Source organism: Streptomyces sp. NPDC087845 (genome assembly GCF_044742755.1).
Lineage (GTDB): Bacteria > Actinomycetota > Actinomycetes > Streptomycetales > Streptomycetaceae > Streptomyces.
On the sequence record NZ_JBIUVC010000012.1, the window covers coordinates 101,859 to 119,508 of the forward strand.

Here is a 17,650-nt window from a genome sequence, read left to right on the forward strand (position 1 = left end):
AGTTGAGCAACGAATAGCGCAACGATCACGCGTTCTAGCGAACACCCGATCCCTTGTTCGTGTGTTCTGTTCGTGAGGCGTGGGCCTGTCGTCCAGGTGGGGGTTCCGGATGGCGGGATAGCGTGCGCGCATGGTGAACCAGCCCCCGGACACCCCGCCCCGCCTCACTCTCCGCCCGCCCCGGCGCGGCCGTCTGGTGCTGCTCATCGGCATTGTTTTCGTTCTCGCCGTCGCAGCCGCCGTCCTCGTACCACTGCTGATGCGGGGGCCCGAGGTCGAACGGGTCCGCCCGCTCGTGGTCCCCGAGGGCCGGCGGGCCTCCCAGGTGTACGCCGCAGTCGACAAGAGCCTGGCCGTCGCATCCGGCACCACCGAGAAGGCAGTCGGCACGGCGGAGCTGCCGCTCCCGGTCGAGGCGAAGGGCAATCCCGAGGGCTACCTCTTCCCGGCGACGTACCCCATCACCTCCGACACCACCCCGCAGAGCCTGCTCAGGTACATGGTCGACACGGCGGTCGAGCGATTCGGGGCGGACCACATCACCGCGGGTGCGCGGCGCAATGGCGTCTCGGTGTATCAGACGGTGACGATCGCGAGCATCGTGCAGGCCGAGGCGGACACCGGGCGCGACATGGGCAGAGTCGCCAGAGTCATCTACAACCGGCTCGACCGGGGCATGCCGCTCCAGATGGACTCCACGCTCAACTACGCCCTGAACCGCAGCACCCTGCACACCACCACCGGTGACACGAAGATCGACAGTCCCTACAACAGCTACGAGCGCAAGGGGCTGCCGCCCACCCCCATCGGGAATCCGGGGGAGCAGGCGATGGTGGCGGCAATCACCCCCACGCCCGGACCGTGGCTGTACTTCGTCACGGTGGCGCCGGGAGACACCCGCTTCACCAGTAGCTATACGGAACAGCAGAGAAACGTGGAGGAGTTCAACCGCAACCGTCGCAGCGCGTCCGGCGGTTGAGCGCCCGCACCGTCACACTGCGGCGGACACGAGATCCTCGACCGTCCCCGCCACCGTCCGTGTACCCATACCCGTACGTGTACGTGCACCTGTACCCGTCTCGGCCGCTGTCTCCGTCCCCGCCTCTGCCTCTGCCTCCGCCTCCGCTTCGGAATCGGTCTCGTGCAGCACATGGGTGATCGCGCGCACCGCGGCCCGCCCGGCCCGGTTGGCGCCGATCGTGCTGGCGGACGGCCCGTACCCGACGAGATGGATGCGCGCGTCCCGCACTGCCTGAGTGCCCTCGACCCGGATGCCACCGCCCGGCTCGCGGAGTTTCAGCGGCGAGAGGTGATCGATGGCCGCCCGGAACCCGGTCGCCCAGAGGATGACGTCCGCCTCGACGGTACGGCCGTCGCCCCAGGCGACTCCGGCCGGCGTGATCCGGTCGAACATCGGCAGCCGGTCGAGCACCCCCTCCGCGCGGGCACGCCGGACCGAGTCGGTGAGCGGAAGCCCGGTCACGCTCACGACGCTCTGCGGCGGCAGCCCGCGCCGTACTCGTTCCTCCACCCTCGCCACGGCTGCCCGCCCCTGGTCCGCGTCGAACGGCCCCTCCCGGAAGACCGGCGGCCGACGCGTCACCCAGTACGTCTCGGCCGCCACCTCGGCGATCTCCATCAGATGCTGCGTACCGGATGCGCCGCCACCGACCACCACCACGCGCTTCCCGGTGAACTCCGCGGGCCCCGGGTAGTTCGCGGTGTGCAACTGCCGCCCGCGGAAGCTCTCCTGGCCCGGGTAGCGCGGCCAGAACGGCTTGTCCCACGTACCGGTCGCGTTGATCAGGGCACGGGTGGCATACGTGCCCTCGGATGTTTCGACGAGCAGCCGTCCGCCGTCGCCCTCGCGTACGGCCTTCACGTCGACCGACCGGTGAACCCGCAGGTCGAAGGTGCGCTCGTACGTGTCGAAGTACGCACCGATCACCTCGGAGGAGGGACGGTTGTCGTCGGCTCCGGCGAGTTCCATGCCGGGCAGCGCGTGCATGCCGTGCACCTTGCCGTACGTCAGCGAGGGCCATCGGAACTGCCAGGCGCCACCGGGGTACGGAGCATGGTCAAGCACGACGAAGTCGCGGTCCGGCTCCAGACCCGCGCGTCGCAGATGGTAGGCGCCCGACAGCCCTGCCTGTCCGGCGCCTATCACGACGACATCGACCGTGTCCGTTGCGACCGCCCCAAAGTTGTTCACGCTTCTACTAACTTCTCCGAGGGTGAGGATCTTCCCGCGATCCGCCGCGATCAGCCGCGATGCTCGCGCACAGGCGCACAGGCGCACAGACCCGCGGGGGCTCGGCGTGTGCGCGCGGGTCCACGGGCTTTCCGGATCGGCACGCCGGCACGCTCTCCCGCTCGCCTCCCCGCCCCGGCTCAGCGGCCGCCCGCGACGAGCAGTGGAGCCCCGCCCGGCGCGGACGCCGGCCGGCCGCTCGCGGCGGGCGTCCCGAGGAGCGGAGACGCCGGTACGGTCGGCAGCAGGCCACGTGCCGCCAGCTCGGGAGTCACGCCCTCGCCGAACCAGTACGCCTCCTCCAGATGCGGATATCCGGACAACACGAAGTGCTCCACACCCAGCTCGTGGTACTCCTCGATCCGATCCGCGACCTCCGCGTGACTCCCGACCAGCGCGGTGCCCGCACCGCCCCGTACCAGGCCCACACCCGCCCACAGATTCGGCGCGATCTCCAGCTTGTCGCGGGAGCCGCCGTGCAGCGCCAGCATCCGTTGCTGCCCGACCGACTCGCTCCGCCCCAGCGCCTGCTGCGCGGCGGCCACCGTCTCGGCATCGAGATCGCCCAGCAGGCGCTCGGCCGTCGCCCACGCCTGCCGCGAGGCGTCACGGGAAATCGTGTGCAGCCGGATGCCGAAGCGGACCGTACGGCCCTGCTCCTCCGCCAGCCCGCGAATCCAGCCGATCTTCTCCTTCACGGCCGTCGGCGGCTCGCCCCAGGTCAGATAGACATCGGCATGCGCGGCGGCCACCGGCCCTGCCGCCGCAGAGGACCCGCCGAAGAAGATGTCCGGCAGCGGGTCCGGCGGCAGCGCGGTCAGACCGCCCTCCACCTGGTAGTGCTCACCGTCGAAGTCGAACGGCTGTCCGCTCCACGCACCCCGCACCACGGAGAGGAACTCGGCGGTCCGGGCGTAGCGCCGGTCGTGGTCCAGGTAGTCACCGAAGCGCCGCTGCTCCGTCGAGTCGCCGCCCGTCACCACATTGAGCAGCAGCCGCCCCCGGGTGATCCGTTGGTACGTCGCGGCCATCTGCGCGGCGAGTACCGGCGAGATCACGCCCGGCCGGAACGCCACCAGGAACTTCAGCCGTTCGGTGTGCTGAGCCAGTGCCACCGTTGTCAGCCAGGCATCCTCGCACCAGGTTCCGGTGGGCGTCAGCACAGCCTCGAACCCCAGCTGTTCGGCGGCCTTGGCGATCTGCGCCAGATATTCGATGTCGGGCGCGCGCACCCCGCTCACCGGCGTGATCCGGTCCCGCCTGATCCCGCCGTCGGTGTACGCGTGCCGGTCGACGAGCGTGCGTCCGTCACCGCCGGTGGGCAGGAACCAGTGCAGATGGACATTCATGACGATGCCTTTCCGTACGAGCGGGGAGTGGTCGAGGACGGGGGCAGACCGCGGTTGAAACGGGTATCGACGTACTTCTTGAAGGAGAAGCGCTGCGGAATGAGCTTCAGGTCGGCGAAAGTGTCGGCGATCGCCTGCTCGGAAGCGATCGCGGCAGGGTCGACGGCAACGGGGACCCGGGTTCCGTAGCTGCGCTTGACCGCGTCCAGGGCCACCTCGTACGGCAGCCCGGTCTCCTTCGCCCAAGCTTCCGGGTGTGTGAACACCCAGGTCTGCGCCCGGTGCAGTCGCACCAACAGGTCGGCGATGGCCTCGGACTTCTCGACGTCCTTCAGCGCGGGGGGCGAGGCCACCTGGAAACTGAGGCCGTTCACGACGCCCTCACCGGTGGTCAGTACCCGGGCCTTCGTGCTGCGGAGCACCTGCGAGGTGTACGGATCCCAGATGGCCCAGGCGTCGACTTTGCCACGGCTGAACGCGGCCAGGGCGTCGGCCGGCTGGAGGTACTTCAGCTTCACGTCCGTGATGCCGAGCCCCGCCTTCTTCAGTGAGGCCACCAACTGGTAGTGGGCCGAGCTGCCCTGTGCCACAGCGATCGACCTGCCCTTGAGCTGGGCCGGATCGCGCAGCGGGGAGTCCTTCGGGACAACGATCGCCTCGCCCGCGGAGGAGCCATGGGCGGCGCCCACCACGACGAGGGCGACGAGGGCGGAAAGGGTGGCGAGATGGCGCGACGGCCCGACCGCCGACCGCCGGGTGGCACGCGACGAGGTGGTCACACGGCTTTCGCGGGTGCGGCAGCGCTCTCGACACCCAGCTCGGTCAGCAGCCGGGAGCGCAGCGCGGCGAATTCGGGGCCGCTCACGGCGCGCGGCCGGTCCAGGGCGACGGGTGTCTCGTACGCGATCGTTCCGTCCCGCATCACCAGCGCGCGGTCGGCCAGCAGCAACGCCTCGTCCACGTCGTGCGTGACCAGCAGCACCGCGCAGCCGCGCCGCTGCCAGAGCTCGGCCACCAAGTGCTGAACCCTGATCCGGGTCAACGCGTCGAGTGCGCCGAACGGTTCGTCGAGCAGCAGCAGATCGGGCTCACGCACCAGCGCTCGGGCCAGCGAGGCGCGTTGTGCCTCGCCCCCGGAGAGCGTCTTGGGCCATGCCCCCGACCGGGCTCCGAGCCCGACCTCCTCCAACGCGCGCTCGGCGACCGCCCGTTCGGGCTTTCCGGGTAGGCCCAGCAACACATTGCGCCAGACCCGCTTCCACGGCATCAGCCGGGGCGCCTGAAAGGCGACAGCCCGTCGCTTCGGTACGAGCACGGTGCCCTCGATCTCGCGGTCCAGCCCGGCCAGCACCCGCAGCAGGGTCGACTTCCCGCAGCCGCTCCGGCCGAGGAGCGCGGTGAACTCCCCGGCGTTCAGGGTGAGATCAAGCCCGTCGACGACGGGCCCGCCGTCGAAGGAACGAGTCAGCCCCTCGACCCGTACGGCGGGCTCCGGCCGGTCGGCCGGAGCGGAGGAGCTCACTGTCCCGTGAAGGTCGGTCGCCATTGCAGCAGCAGCCTTTCGAGTACGCGGACGATGACATCGGCGGCGAGGCCGAGGAAGGCATAGACGACGAGGCAGACGATGATGACGTCGGTACGGAAGAACTCCCGGGCCTGATTCATCAGGAAGCCGATCCCGGCATCGGCATTGACGGACTCGCCGAAGACCAGCGCCAGCCACGCGGTGGCGAGGGAGTAGCGCAGCCCCGTCATCGCTCCGGGCAGCGCGCCCGGCAGCACCACATGCCGAATCAGCCCCCATCGCCGGAGTCCCAACGAATGGCCGGCTTCGACGAGTTGGGCATCGAACTCGCGAATGCCCGCATACACATTGAGATACAGATGGAAGGCCACACCGAGCGCGATGAGCGCGACCTTCGGCGCTTCACCGATCCCGAGCCAGATGATGAACAGCGGGATCAGCCCGACCCAGGGAACGGTGCGCAGCATCTGTACGCTCGCGTCCACGAGATCCTCGCCGAGCCGCGAGAGCCCGGAAACCAGCGCGAGTGCCGTTCCGACGACGCCCCCGAGCACCAGCCCCACGGCAACCCGCCGCAGGGAGATCCCCATCGCCGACGGCAGTGTCCCGTCCGCGACCAGATCCGATCCGGCGCGGACGATGCGAGCACCTCGGGATGCAGGACACCGGTGGCGCTGAGCACCTGCCACAACAGGAGGAGCAGCAGCGGCCCGACCGTACGCCGTATCCAACGGGGCACCGCCCGCAGACGCACACCCCGGGCGGAAGGCAGAACCACCGGCTCAAGATCGAGCGGTCGGCGAGCGGACGAAGCAGAAGGTATACCGGATTCAGGTGATATATCCGGTGGGGTGGGAGCATGGCCGGTGGTCATGAGGGCTCCACGAGCAGTCCACGGACAAGGAGTGGGGGAGACCACCTCGGCCGCACGCGTGTGCGAACTACTGTCGGTGTTGTGGCACAGGGGCTACGATACGCGGCCGACGGGGCGGGGCACCGCCGGGGCGTAGGTGATCAGGCACATCCGGCGGCGTGGGCAGGTGACCGAAGTACTCCGTCACCGGCGGGACATGTGCTGAAAGGACGTCAGCAGCCGGTGCGACACGCGGCCGAAGCCACCCGCAGCAGGTCGATGTGACCGCGCGAAGTGAGCAGAGCTGAACGGAACATGGCATTGAACGTAGCGATCCATGACTGAGACGGTCAATGGTGTCTCGGCACGTGGACGCGCAATCTCGCAGCGCGGGCGAGAGAATGAAGGCATGCCCCATGCCTTCACCACCAGCGTCCTGCACATCACCACCGGAGCGTCGGAGACCGTCACCGACCTGACGCACGACTGCGAAGAGTTCCTCGACCGGGCGGCCGCCGCCAGGGACGGCCTGCTCAACATCTTCGTACCGCACGCAACCGCCGGCATCGCCATCCTGGAAACCGGGTCGGGCAGCGACGACGACCTCCTGGCCGCCCTCCACGTCCTGCTCCCCGCCGACGAACGCTGGCAACACCGCCACGGCAGTCCCGGCCACGGCCGTGACCACGTGATCCCGGCCCTGGTCGCACCGCACGCAACACTGCCGGTGATCGGGGGCCGACTGGAACTGGGGACGTGGCAGTCGGTGTGCCTGGTCGACACGAACATCAGCAATACCAACCGTAACGTCCGTTTGAGCTTCTTCGGTCAGTGAGTCGCGTCGGTGGCACTGTAGAGGGGAAGCCCGGCCGTACGGTCCGAGAAGTCGTCACCGCACTCGTCGGACCGCTCTGCGACAGAGCCGGTGAGCGCCGCCGCCAGGACGATGAACGCTCGGGGCTGTGGCCCTGGTTGGCCGGTCATGAAACGGTATGGGCGCTAACCGGTGTTCGCCGACTGGGCCGCTTCCTGTCGGGTCGAAGCCCTGGTCGCGGCTCGGCGGAACGTACCCGTATGCTGCTCACCGACGCGCTCAATGTGCTCGCCGAACTCCTCTGTCAGGCCGAACCCCTGCCCGTCTTCGCTGCCCGGGTTCTGAACAGACACGCGCATGATCTCGGCGACGACACACCTCTTGCCACGCTCGTCCTGCGCGCCCTGGCGACCCTGTACGGCACTGTGCCACCGGCAGTCCGCGGCGGAACGGCGCGCCTTGTGGAGCCGCGCGGGCGTAGCCGATGACGAGCTGTCCACCACCGTCGTCGTCGGCGGACTGCGCCTCGTCAGCGACGGTCTGCTCGCCCGTGTGGCCCGCCTGTGCACCGAGGCAGGTCAGGCAGCCAGCCCCTCGCCCACGTCCGGAAGCCGGGTGAGCTCACCTTGCCCGCCGCCCTTGCCCCACTCGTTGTCCACGTGGTGGAGAACCCCAGCATCCTCGCCCTTCGCCGCTTCGGCCCCGGCTGTCCGCCGCTTGTCTGCACGTCTGGCTGGCCCAACACTGCCGCGATCCAGCTCCTGTGCCTACTCGTCGACCGGGTGCCGCGACTTCGATGGCGAGGACATCCGCATTGCCGCATACGTCCTGGACAAGACGCGGGCGCACCCCTGGCGCATGACGGCAGCGGACTACCGGGCCGCGGTCGTCCGCAACGCACACGGTCTGCTACCCGGGGCATCACCGGAGCGCCGTGGGACCCCGCGTTGGCCGCCGAGGCCATGGCTGAGTACGGCACCGCCGTGGTCGAGGAACCGGTGGCCGATGTGCTGTTGGAAGACCTCACTGCCATCGCCCCGGGGCAATGGCCGCTGGGCTGGTTCAGCTCCCGAGTTCGGCGTAGCGGACGACCTGGACCGCCAAGACGATGACCATGGCTGTCTCGGTCAGCGAGATCACCATCAGCGGCCAAGGTGTCGGGCCGAGCAGCCAGTAGACGGCCAGTGCCGCAAGCGGTGCCCCGCAGAACGTCATCAGGTCCACGGTGAGCTGGAATCGTTTCCGAGAGCCGCGGCGTGCGTCGCGACGGTGTGCGGATTCCCAGCCGAAGACATCTGTCTGGACTGACGTCAACTCCTTGAGGCGAGGGGACAGGTCGTCGCGTATGTACCGGCCGACGGCGGAAATTTTCTCGTCGTTGACCAGGTAGGTCCACCCCAGGACTACGGACAACGGGGGGAGCAGCAGCAACATTTCGAGGTGGCCGCCCCGTGCGAGCGTGGAGCCGATGACCGCCGCCACGACGCCGAGGGTGGCGTAGATGAGGTTGTCGCGGAAGCCGATCCTGGCTCGTTGCTCCTGCTTGATCTGCTCGTACTCGGCAAGCAGGAGTTGGCCGATGTCGATCACAGTTTTTCCTTCTCCAGACGAGCCAGTTGGGCTTCCAGACCGCTGAGGCCGTTCCTCTCCGCGCCGCTGCGGACAAGGGACACATCGGGGATCTCCAAGCGTAGTTGGAGGGCCAGGCGAGTGATGAGTTCTTCCGCTTCCTGTCGAGTGACCTGCCGGCGCGAGCCCATCCTCTGGTCCAGTCGGTCAAGAAAGGCATGCTTCCGTGGTGTTTCCTCCGGGCACCAGACACGGAAGAAGCGGCTGCCCGCCATGCGATAGCTCCCGATGCGGGAGAACGGGATCCCCTTCTCGCCGAAGGCGGAGGAAGGCAGAGAGACCGACCAGGTGCCGTCGTCGTCCTGTTCCGGGGCAACCGTTTCGAGGCCCTGCTCGCGGAGCCACTTCAGGGCGGACCGCAGGAGGCGCTCGTCCGCCTCCGTGTCCAGCTCCTCGTTGTCGAGCGCGTTGATCAGCTCCGGCGTACCGGCGCAAAGCGCACTGAGCTCCGGGTCGTGTGCTGTCCCCGCCTCGGCCTGGCCGTAGACCAGAAGCCGCTCCCGGCCACGCACCAGGTAGACGGGCAGGAAGACGAGTGTCTCGCTCAGACACTCCACAGCGTTCAGCGCGACGGGGAGGTTGAACCGGGCCCGGTCCTTGCGGCTCGTGAGGCGGTCGAGGGCTGAGCGGTCGAAGCCGGATGCCACAGCGACCGGTGTGAAGCGTGGGTAGTGCTTGCTGCGCTGCGCCCGGTCCATCTCTTCGGCGGACAGCAGCGTCACGACCTCGTCGTCGTAGTGGGCCCGGGTCAGCGGGCCGCAGCTCAGTGCCTCGAAGTACAGCTGGCGTCGGTCCTGGCGGGTGACCACGTAGCGGATGTCGTCGTCCACGGAGCGCTGTCCCAGCGGCGTCAGGTGCAGCCGGCCTCCGGGCCCTTCCTGGGTGTGGCCGATCGCGGTCAGGAAACGCACGGCCTGCGCGACCAGGGCGCGGTCCAGTGCGAAGAACGCCGCGAGTTCGTCCACGGTGTCCAAGGAACCGTGGCGCAGCCCGCGCTCCAAAAATCGGTCGATCAGGAAGAAGGCCTCGCCCTCGGTGATGTCGGCGCGGATCTCCACCTTCCACACCGGCAACAGCAGTGCGTAGAGCCGGGTGGGCACGATGCCCTGTCCGAAGGCGGCGTCCTCCAGAACTCGCTCTTCAGGGAAGTTCATCAGGCGAGGTGCAGTGGTCATGGCCGGCCTCCTTCCCGGGCCAGGCGGGCGGCATCGCCCAGGTCCGGGACGGTTTCGTCGAGGGCGGCCATGACCTCCCGGTAGTCCCGCAGATCGCCACGTTCGAGCAGATGCTGATGAAGGTCGCCGATGAGAGTGCGGAATCCTGGATCGTCCGCACGCATCAGAGTGCTCAGATCGCCGGTCAGGACGAGCTGGCTCTTGGCCCGTGTGAAGGCGACGTTGGCACGGCGCAATTCCTTGAGGAAGCCGATCCGGCCCTCCGGATTACTGCGGGTGAAGCCGTACAGGACGACGTCGCGCTCTCCACCCTGGTAGGAGTCGACGCTGCCGACCGAAGCATCCGCGAGCTGAGAGTCACCGATCAGCGGGGTGAGGTAGCGGACGACCTCCAGCCGCTGAGCGAGGTAGGGGACGATCACCATCCACTCGGCGCCGCGGCGGTGGTAGAAGGCGGCGAGCCGGGCCAGAAGGCGCGCTTCGCAGGGGTTGAAGGGGCCTTTGCGGCTGCGGCCTTCGGTGTGCCCGCGCCCCGACTCACGACGCACGCGGTCGGGCAGCGCGGCAGTGTCGACGAAGGCCATCGGGCTCGCGAACAGGGGATCGCGGTGACTGTGGTCCTTCTCCGTGAGCAGTTCTCCCCGGTAGAAGGCGGCCGAGATGAAGTCGGCGATCTCGGCGGGCATGCGACGCTGGCGGGTCAGCTGCACGACGTGCGAAGAGGGCAGCCCGGCACGCAAGCGTTCCAAGGCGCTCTGTGACATCAGCCGGATCAGTTCGGGATCACCGATGTCCTGGGCCCACTCGTCCACGTCGGCATCGCGGAAGGGCGGCAGTTGCCGGTCATCGCCGACCAGGACACCACGGCGGACCCGGGCCAGAGGCACCAGTGTGTCCGCGATTCCGATCTGGCCGGCCTCGTCGACGATTCCCAAGTCGAAGTCGACGCCGGCCAGTTCGGCGCGTGACGCGGTGCCGATGCAGGTGGCGCCGACCACCTGGGCGTAGCGGACGAGTTCGGGCACCAGCTGCCCCGGGTCCTGGCCGATGGCGGCTCGCCACTGCTGGGTCAGTTCCTGGCGTCGCGAAAGGACCGGGAGCCAGTCCTTCAGCTGCCCGTGCAGGGCGCGCAGCGCGGTCGCCCCATCGGCCGGATCCAGCAGGCGAGCCGGCAGCGCCGCGCCCGGCACGACCGAGCGCAGCGCGTGGACGGCCGTGTCGGCTGCCTCGTAGGCGGACTGGACGCTCTTGGCGACGTGGCCTTCCGCCGTCTGAAGTGTGGTTCGGGCGGCGATGACTGCGGGGTCCTCGCGGATCGTGCGTTCCGCCTCGGCGCTCGCCGCCTCGGTCCGCCGGAGGATGCCGAGGGCGAGCGCGTTCAGCTTCTCGATCTCGGCTGTCTCGGTGGCGAGCTTTTCTTCCCGCCGGCGAGCCCGGGTGCGGTGCAGGCGACCGGTGAACAGGGCGTTGGAACGCTGCCGTTCGGAGTGGGCCTTCGCCCGGAGCCACTCGGCACGCTCGGTGCGGTCCTCCAGGATCGACCGCCGTTGTTGTTCCTCGAGCCGGAGCGCCGCCAAATGCTCCTGGGCCGGTGCGGCCGCGGCCCGGATCGCCGCGTGCAGGCGCAGGTCCGCGGTCCGCGCCTCCTCGGCGTGGCTGTCGACCTGCTGAACGCGCGTGGCGAGCTCGGCTGTCCACGGTTCTACGGCTGCTGCCTCCTGGTAGGCCTGCGTACGCTGGGCCATTGCGTGCCGGATCTCTTCGGAGAGGCTCTCCGACTGTTCCTCCAGGAGTAACGGTTTGACGTCGGCGTGAACCTTGCTCTCGTCCCCGACCCGGATCACCACGAGATCTTGCGGGAGCCGGGCTAACACGTTGTCCACGGCGCGGTTGGTGTGGGACGTGACAAGCACTCGGCCGATGTCCGCGGCGGACGTGGTTGCGGCGGTGTGGGCGATCTCCGTGATGGTCCGGGTCTTGCCCGTGCCGGGCGGGCCGAGCACCACCAGCAGGTCCTCGGTGGTCAACGCCTTGCGGAACGCCAGGAGTTGTTCGGGGTCGAGTTCCTGGTGCGGTTGCGCGCCAGTCGCCGGGATCGGGCGCACCTGGTGTTCGACCATGGCAGGGAGGAGGCCAGGGTTCTTGGAATCGCGTGCGCGGAGGCGCGCCACGGCCTGCCGCTGCTTGTTGAAGATCACATTGCTGGGGATGAGCTCCAGAGCGCCGCGCGTCGGCAGCCGGTCCCATGACGCGGGCTGATCGAATCGGACGGTGACGCACGGGCCCGCTGCCCGGCCCACTTTGCCACGGGACTCCGTGTCGCCCTGAATGCGGACGAAGGCGCCGGACGGCGGCAGCTCCGGTCCGATGAGCTCGAATTCGTAGACGGACTGCGGGGCTCTGCCGCGCTTGCCACCAGTGGCCGTGAAGCTCTGATACGGGAAGGGGGCGGCTTGGCGTGCCTCCCGCGTGGTGATCTCCTCGGTGGCGTCGATGAGGCGGTCCACCGAGTCGAGAAAATCCGACTGGGCATCGCCGGTAGACTGGACTTCCGGCTGATCCGCCCGCGCCTGACCGAGACGCTGCCAAGCCTGTTCGAGGACCTGCCACTGGGCGTCCGAGCCTGTGGGTACAGCCCGCAGCTCAAACACCATGTGCCAGACAGGCGGGCGCACCACAAGGCAGGACCTGGCGAGTCGCGCGTGGTCGGTGAGGCGCAGCGGATCGATGTGCTTGACGAGGTAGCCGGTCCCTCGGTTCGTCGCTTCGAGGCGTATCCGGTACGCGCGTGTATGAACCAGCAAGGACGGTTTGTACTTGCCGCCAGCCGGGTTGACGATCACGGCCACGCCGGCTTTCAGCTGGTTCAGGTCGTGAACGATCTGTGAGGCGTCCGGTGGCAGACCGGCGCTGGATTCGGCCTTCGAGCGAAGCTGTTCATCGAGACCGAAGCCGGGTACGAGAACCAGCGGGGCGCGCAGGGCGATGGTGGTGACGGGCATCGGCGGCGCTCCTCAGCGCTGGGGCGGCGGGACGGATGCCAGCTCGCGTGCGGCGGAGAGCAGAGCGAGGCGGAGCGTACGCGCCTCCGGGCGGGCCCCCGGATCCTCCCGCAGCGCACCGGCGACCGCGTGGACGAGACTGTCCGGTACGGAGTCTGAGCCGCGGTAGGCAGGCAGCCTGGGGTCGGGGATACGGCCGGTCAGCGCGCGGTGGAGCAGCGCGCCCAGCTGGTAGACGTCGGTGGCCGGCCCGGGGCGGCCACGAGAGCCGTGCCGCTGCTCGGGTGCCTGGTAGGGCCCGGCGTTCTCGCCCGGGCGGGGCGGCACGGTGGCCAGACCGAAGTCGCGCAGCACCATCTGGGGCCGGTGCATGACGACCGCGGTCGGCCGGAGCGCGCGGTGCGAGAAGCCCGCGCCGCTCAACCGTTCGAGGACGTGGGCCACGTCGGCGGTCCCTCTCACGATGGACCACAGGCGCTGCGGGTCCGTCGGCGTCGGCGACTCGGGCAGCAGTTCATGGACAGTCCCCATGGGGCTGCCGAGCCTCGCGTCGCCAGGCCAGGCCAGAGCGAGCGTGGAGGTCTTCCCGCTGCGGGTCAGCTGTACGACGTCGGGGCCACGGAGCCTGCGGCACAGCTCGGCTTCCTGTTCGAGCGCGGCCAGCGGGTCGAATTGGTTCGGGCCGGGAAGCGGCCCTGTCCGTTCGACCTGGCGCAGCCAGGCGTAGGCGCCGCGACCACCCCCGTCGGGCACCACGCGTGCCACTGCCTGACGTCGCAGCACGTCGCCGTCCCGCGACTCGTGAACGAGATCACCGGGGCTTTCGTACAGCAGGTACTGCTGTCCCGCGACATCGACGACGGGCCGGCTGTCCCAGGCGGCCGGCTCGGGGGAGCGGTCGGGGGCGGACACCACGACCACGGCGGGTGCGCTGCGCGGCTCCTGGGCAACCTGCCGTTTCGGGCGCAGGTCGCGCAGCACCCGCATGGCGAAGGCGGCGGCGTGCCGCGCCGCCGTCTCCTGCGAGCCCGTGGCGTCGCGTGTGGATTTGTCCGGGTTGGTGAAGTCGCTGATGCCGCGGATGGACAGGGCCCGCACCGCGCTGTTCATCCTGGTCGCGTGGGTGACGCCGTGGCTCTCCATGTCGACGGCCACCGCGTCGTTGTAGTGCCGGCGGATCCGTCGGGCTGTCTCGGAGTCGCGGAAGCCGAGCAGCACGTCACCTGACGCGATCGGCTCGAAATGAACCTTGGGTGGTGTGGAGAGGCGGGTGTCCGGGCGGAGATAAGCCCAGGGTTCGTTGCGACGGGCGGAGCGTACCAGCTGTTCCATGTCGTGCTCCGGCGACCAGGTGTCAGGGCGGGCGGCGAATCCGTCCACGCTCTCGCGTCCACCGTGATAGCCGTGAACCTTGCTGGCGACGACGACATCACCGAGGTGGATATCGTCCCTGAGCGCACCGGCGACGCCGACGAACAGCACAGCCTCGGCGTCGAAGTGCTCGATCGTGGACTGCGCGACGAGGGCCGCACGGGTGTTGGTGGGGCCCGTCTCCGCCAGCGCCACCTCCCAGTTGAGGCCTGGCATCCGGCCGACGTCGAGAAGGGTGCCTTGTGGCAGTTCGACCTCGTGGACGTCCACCATGTGCTGGCGCACCGCCTCGTATTCCACCTGCAAAGCAGTGAGCACAACCACAGTGGGTCGTCGCCTGCTCGCTCCCCCCAACAGAAACCCTCACCTTCACAGGTCTGAGACTGAACCTCATCACTCCCGGCTGTCGTCCCGCTCAGCGTGGGAAGCAGCAAGAACGAGCACTCTAGCCTGGCCCATCGAAGCGTATTCGTGAGTCGGTCTCGCCTGATGACGCCCGCTGCCGGAACAGTAAGGAACGAGCCAATCCAGCGCCTCGTCGACGGTTGCCTCAAGGGAGACTCACGGAGTCGAGGGTTAGCAACTTCGCTTGGCGTTTAAGCGCGGCAAAACCGTTTCTTGTTGGGGTTCGCCGTTCGCCGGGACTGTAAATCGCTCGGCTCTGGCACGTAGTCGGTGGTGACGCTGGGTGTCCGTCAGGGCAGGAGGATGCGGTGGCGGAGGAGTTCGATTCCGGCGCGTCCGTGCATCTGTCTCGTGAGCCTCTTGGTGCGGGTGTTGACGCCTTCGGTGCGGCCGTTGTGGTACGGCAAGGTGAGGCCGGCATCCACGGCGGCCTGGTCGATTTCGAGGTCGTTGGTGAGACTGCGCAGGTGCGGCAGGTCGACGGTGCGGGCGCGGTGATCCACCCGGTAAGTTTCACATCGTTGCCCTCGGCCGGTTTCAGCGGGGCGGCGAAGCCGCGTACGAGATCGGCGAGCGCCGTCATCTCCGGGCAGGTCGCGGCGATTTTCTCCAACAGGGCCAATTCCTTCGGGCGCAGATTCTCGGGGTCGGTGAGTAGGAGACGGCTGGGCATGACGCGGCGTGGTTATGGGGCGGTCGCCTTCGGCACGACCCTGGTTGAGGTAGCGAACCAACAAGTTGGCGCTGCCGGTGTAGTCCAACTCTTGTATCTCTCACAGCAGTTGGGTGACGGGGACTGCGGGGTCGGCCTGGCGCCGTTCGCGGGGATGGTCGCGGTAGGGGTCGACGAGGGTGGGACGGTAGGCGGGGGCGATGCGCAGGGCCTGGGGTTCGGGCATGCGGGCATACCGTTTGACGGTATTCAGGGCCAGGTTGAGGCGGCGGGAGCAGTCGAGCAGGCCGACGCCCTGGCCGAGGAGATCGTGGACCTTGTTCCAGCGTTCGCGGGTGGTCTGCTCGCGTACTCCGCCGGGGCGGGGTGGGTTGATGGTAGCCCAGCAGCCGGCGTGCGCGCGGACCTCGAGCAGGACTTTGGCGCAGAGGTTGTGTCAGAGGTGCCATCGGTCGCTGACCTGCACCGCGTCGGGCAGAGCGCGACGGACGGCCTCGGCGTAGGTGGCTGATCCGTCCCGGCATACGACCTCGACACCGCTGCCGTGCTCCCGCAGCCAGGACTCCAGGGTGGCCGCCTCACGGTCGGGCAGGACCGCGACGCGTCCGCCGGTCTCGGCGTCCGTGATGATCGTGGCGTATCGATGCCGGCGGCGCAGGGTGAAGTCGTCCACGCCGATCACCCGCAGGACCGCTTGCTGCGGCAGCGGCAGGCGCCGCAGATAGCGCAGCGCAGTGCTGCGGGAAACGGGCACAGCCAGCAGACCGGCAAGGCGCGCGGCCGGCCGGCTGCATAACTCCCGCGTGCACCTTCGCCGTCGGCGTCCCGCACCCCGGACATGGCACCGCCACATCCGGGGTGCGGGCCGTGATCACCACCGCGTCACCGCCGTCCGCCACGTCCTCGACGACCAGCACCGACAGCCCGGAAAACACCGTGACCATAAGGGAGTTGACATCCATCACAAGATCATGATCACGGATAGCTACTCAACGTCACCACCGACTACGGTCCAGAGCCGTTCGTTTGACAGACCCTCTCCAGCACACCTGGAGGACGGAGCTCGCCTGCGCCGTCGTGGGACCCCGGCGGGGGCGTAGCTCGTCTACCCGATGCCGTCCGAGAGAGGACCGAGGTGGACGGACTTCGGCTCCGACAGGAGTGCTCCTCTGACCGGTTGTGAACGCTCCAGATGCCCGAAAGGGCGCTTGGCGCGGCCGCATACCTTCGTTGACCTGCAGCTATGTTCGTACCCGCTTAATGCGTCATCTTCTCGATGAGGCGCCACGTCGAGGGTGCGATCGAGTACCTTGGCAGTTGCCTTAACGGAGGTTGGTGGATACGAACAGGGACAATCCAAACCGGAAGGTCCGCCTGTCGTTCCTGGGTTGAGGTGGCGCGGTGTGGCGACTGCAGACCTGATGTCCGGCCGCTCCAAGCGAGCCTGGGGGCAGTGCGGAAGGACCGTTCGCGGGGACGGTCTGGTCTCGCTTCCTTCGATCGCCCCGAGGGCGGTTCGTCCTCGGCATTTACTGCACCGCATGCGTGGGGACGACCTACTTGCCATGTCACCCGACAGGCTCGTCGGCGCGGCAGATGCGGCCACCGCTCGCGTCGACGAGACCGCACCCGTCGTCCAGGCGCTGTTTCTCGGATCTTGTTCGGAGCCAGATAGTGAGGGCTGCGAGTGTGACGGTACCGAGGTGGATATAGGCGCGTTTCTCGTAGCGGGTGGCGACGGCGCGGAAGCCTTTGAGGCGGTTGATGGTGCGTTCTACGGTGTTGCGTTTCTTGTAGCGCTCGCTGTCGAAACCAGTGGGCCGACCGCCTCGGGAACCTCGGTTCTTGCGATGATTCTGCTGGTCGGGAATCCGCAGTTGGTTCGACGGGGATCCGCGCCGCCTGCTGATCCTGGGAGGCCTGGTGGCGGGAGGGATGCGAGCAGCTCGACGCCGAGTAATTCCGGGCCTGTCTTTGGCGGAAATGAATCGAGATGATCCGGGTCGAGAGGTACGATGGACTTTCCTCGGGCAAAGAAAGAGCCGTCGAGGCCAGGTGCTCGTCGCTGGAGAGGACGAGTTCTCATCGGTCGCCCTTGAGTAATCTGAAAATTCGCCTCCGGTATGTACTCGAGTTGGCGCCGGCTGGCATATTGATCCGGTGCTGCCGCGAGGCTGAGGATTTACGTCACGAGTGAAAGTAGTCCGGATTTCTCTGCCGTGCTAGAATTGCTTGTAGTTGCAGTTGTGGTTCCCGAAACTTCAAATGCCTTGGCGACTGTATGTCGTCGGGCATTTTCTGTATCTCCGGTGCTTATCCGGATGGGGTTCATTGTGGCAACGCAGGGGTTCACACGGCGTGGGCCCGCGGGCACTGCCCCCAAGGAGATGTGACATGGCTACTGGCACCGTCAAGTGGTTCAACTCGGAAAAAGGCTTCGGCTTCATAGAGCAGGACGGCGGCGGCCCGGATGTCTTCGCCCACTACTCGAACATCGCCACACAGGGCTTCCGTGAGCTTCAGGAAGGCCAGAAGGTGAATTTCGACGTCGTGCAGGGTCAGAAGGGTCCGCAGGCGGAGAACATCACTCCCGCCTGACGTCG

Annotated in this window: 11 protein-coding genes and 7 pseudogenes; 6 read left to right on the forward strand and 12 right to left on the reverse strand. The window is 68.2% G+C overall.

Annotation, left to right across the window (positions count from 1 at the left end):
• Positions 1-130: 130 nt before the first annotated feature.
• Positions 131-979, forward strand: a complete 849-nt coding sequence (gene mltG / locus ACIOMQ_RS28410) for an endolytic transglycosylase MltG (RefSeq protein WP_402190928.1) — start codon at positions 131-133, stop codon at positions 977-979.
• Between the two features lie 12 nt (positions 980-991).
• On the opposite strand, the gene ACIOMQ_RS28415 is transcribed toward mltG, so the two are convergent.
• The 6 genes and pseudogenes from ACIOMQ_RS28415 to ACIOMQ_RS28440 all read right to left on the reverse strand — a co-directional run bounded on the left by ACIOMQ_RS28415 (position 992) and on the right by ACIOMQ_RS28440 (position 6,295).
• Positions 992-2,212, reverse strand: a complete 1,221-nt coding sequence (locus tag ACIOMQ_RS28415; protein WP_402190931.1) for an NAD(P)-binding domain-containing protein — start codon at positions 2,210-2,212, stop codon at positions 992-994.
• Positions 2,213-2,391: 179 nt separating this feature from the next.
• Positions 2,392-3,600: an LLM class flavin-dependent oxidoreductase gene (locus tag ACIOMQ_RS28420; RefSeq protein WP_402190933.1), complete on the reverse strand. Its 1,209-nt coding sequence runs from the start codon at positions 3,598-3,600 to the stop codon at positions 2,392-2,394.
• Positions 3,597-4,295, reverse strand: a pseudogene (locus ACIOMQ_RS28425) (ABC transporter substrate-binding protein); the annotation flags it as partial. The gene ACIOMQ_RS28420 and the pseudogene ACIOMQ_RS28425, both read right to left, overlap by 4 nt.
• 80 nt (positions 4,296-4,375) lie before the next feature.
• Entirely contained in the window at positions 4,376-5,146 is a 771-nt protein-coding gene (locus ACIOMQ_RS28430; protein ID WP_402190936.1) for an ABC transporter ATP-binding protein, read from the reverse strand.
• A pseudogene (locus ACIOMQ_RS28435) lies at positions 5,119-5,999 on the reverse strand (ABC transporter permease). Before ACIOMQ_RS28435 ends, ACIOMQ_RS28430 begins: the two are co-directional and overlap by 28 nt.
• 212 nt (positions 6,000-6,211) lie before the next feature.
• The gene (locus ACIOMQ_RS28440; protein WP_362206238.1) at positions 6,212-6,295 is read right to left on the reverse strand and encodes a putative leader peptide; all 84 of its coding nucleotides are present in this window, start codon (positions 6,293-6,295) and stop codon (positions 6,212-6,214) included.
• 92 nt (positions 6,296-6,387) lie between these two features.
• On the opposite strand from ACIOMQ_RS28440, the gene ACIOMQ_RS28445 reads away from it, so the two are divergent.
• From ACIOMQ_RS28445 to ACIOMQ_RS28460, 4 genes and pseudogenes are all read left to right on the forward strand, one after another.
• Positions 6,388-6,813, forward strand: a complete 426-nt coding sequence (locus tag ACIOMQ_RS28445) for a secondary thiamine-phosphate synthase enzyme YjbQ (protein ID WP_402190938.1) — start codon at positions 6,388-6,390, stop codon at positions 6,811-6,813.
• Positions 6,810-7,208, forward strand: a pseudogene (locus ACIOMQ_RS28450) (TIGR02679 domain-containing protein); the annotation flags it as partial. The gene ACIOMQ_RS28445 and the pseudogene ACIOMQ_RS28450, both read left to right, overlap by 4 nt.
• Positions 7,150-7,272, forward strand: a pseudogene (locus ACIOMQ_RS28455) (hypothetical protein); the annotation flags it as partial. The pseudogenes ACIOMQ_RS28450 and ACIOMQ_RS28455, both read left to right, overlap by 59 nt.
• Positions 7,273-7,454: 182 nt before the next feature.
• Positions 7,455-7,650 (forward strand): annotated as a pseudogene (locus ACIOMQ_RS28460) (DUF2399 domain-containing protein); the annotation flags it as partial.
• A 204-nt stretch (positions 7,651-7,854) separates the two neighbouring features.
• Here the strand turns inward: ACIOMQ_RS28460 and ACIOMQ_RS28465 are convergent.
• The 6 genes and pseudogenes from ACIOMQ_RS28465 to ACIOMQ_RS28490 form a co-directional block, all read right to left on the reverse strand.
• A complete protein-coding gene (locus tag ACIOMQ_RS28465; RefSeq protein WP_329820748.1) occupies positions 7,855-8,382 on the reverse strand; it encodes a hypothetical protein in 528 nt (175 codons plus the stop codon).
• Positions 8,379-9,596, reverse strand: coding sequence for a hypothetical protein (locus ACIOMQ_RS28470; protein WP_402190941.1), 1,218 nt, complete (start codon positions 9,594-9,596; stop codon positions 8,379-8,381). Before ACIOMQ_RS28470 ends, ACIOMQ_RS28465 begins: the two co-directional genes overlap by 4 nt.
• A complete protein-coding gene (locus ACIOMQ_RS28475; protein WP_402190944.1) occupies positions 9,593-12,598 on the reverse strand; it encodes a DEAD/DEAH box helicase in 3,006 nt (1,001 codons plus the stop codon). The genes ACIOMQ_RS28470 and ACIOMQ_RS28475 overlap by 4 nt, the downstream gene beginning before the upstream one ends.
• 12 nt (positions 12,599-12,610) lie before the next feature.
• Positions 12,611-14,287, reverse strand: coding sequence for a hypothetical protein (locus tag ACIOMQ_RS28480; RefSeq protein WP_402190948.1), 1,677 nt, complete (start codon positions 14,285-14,287; stop codon positions 12,611-12,613).
• 377 nt (positions 14,288-14,664) lie between these two features.
• Positions 14,665-15,982: pseudogene (locus tag ACIOMQ_RS28485) on the reverse strand (ISL3 family transposase).
• 726 nt (positions 15,983-16,708) lie between these two features.
• Positions 16,709-16,978: pseudogene (locus ACIOMQ_RS28490) on the reverse strand (IS5/IS1182 family transposase); the annotation flags it as partial.
• Between the two features lie 463 nt (positions 16,979-17,441).
• Between ACIOMQ_RS28490 and ACIOMQ_RS28495 the strand changes: the two are divergent.
• Positions 17,442-17,645, forward strand: coding sequence for a cold-shock protein (locus ACIOMQ_RS28495; RefSeq protein WP_361458513.1), 204 nt, complete (start codon positions 17,442-17,444; stop codon positions 17,643-17,645).
• Positions 17,646-17,650 lie beyond the last annotated feature (5 nt).

What these genes read in the sequence shown, in the direction of transcription:
- ACIOMQ_RS28430 (WP_402190936.1), bottom strand. Translation starts at nt 5,146, where the DNA reads ATGGCGACCGACCTTCACGGGACAGTGAGCTCCTCCGCTCCGGCCGAC.
- ACIOMQ_RS28420 (WP_402190933.1), bottom strand. Translation starts at nt 3,600, where the DNA reads ATGAATGTCCATCTGCACTGGTTCCTGCCCACCGGCGGTGACGGACGC.
- ACIOMQ_RS28445 (WP_402190938.1), top strand. Translation starts at nt 6,388, where the DNA reads ATGCCCCATGCCTTCACCACCAGCGTCCTGCACATCACCACCGGAGCG.
- ACIOMQ_RS28475 (WP_402190944.1), bottom strand. Translation starts at nt 12,598, where the DNA reads ATGCCCGTCACCACCATCGCCCTGCGCGCCCCGCTGGTTCTCGTACCC.
- ACIOMQ_RS28470 (WP_402190941.1), bottom strand. Translation starts at nt 9,596, where the DNA reads ATGACCACTGCACCTCGCCTGATGAACTTCCCTGAAGAGCGAGTTCTG.
- mltG (WP_402190928.1), top strand. Translation starts at nt 131, where the DNA reads ATGGTGAACCAGCCCCCGGACACCCCGCCCCGCCTCACTCTCCGCCCG.
- ACIOMQ_RS28495 (WP_361458513.1), top strand. Translation starts at nt 17,442, where the DNA reads ATGGCTACTGGCACCGTCAAGTGGTTCAACTCGGAAAAAGGCTTCGGC.
- ACIOMQ_RS28440 (WP_362206238.1), bottom strand. Translation starts at nt 6,295, where the DNA reads ATGTTCCGTTCAGCTCTGCTCACTTCGCGCGGTCACATCGACCTGCTG.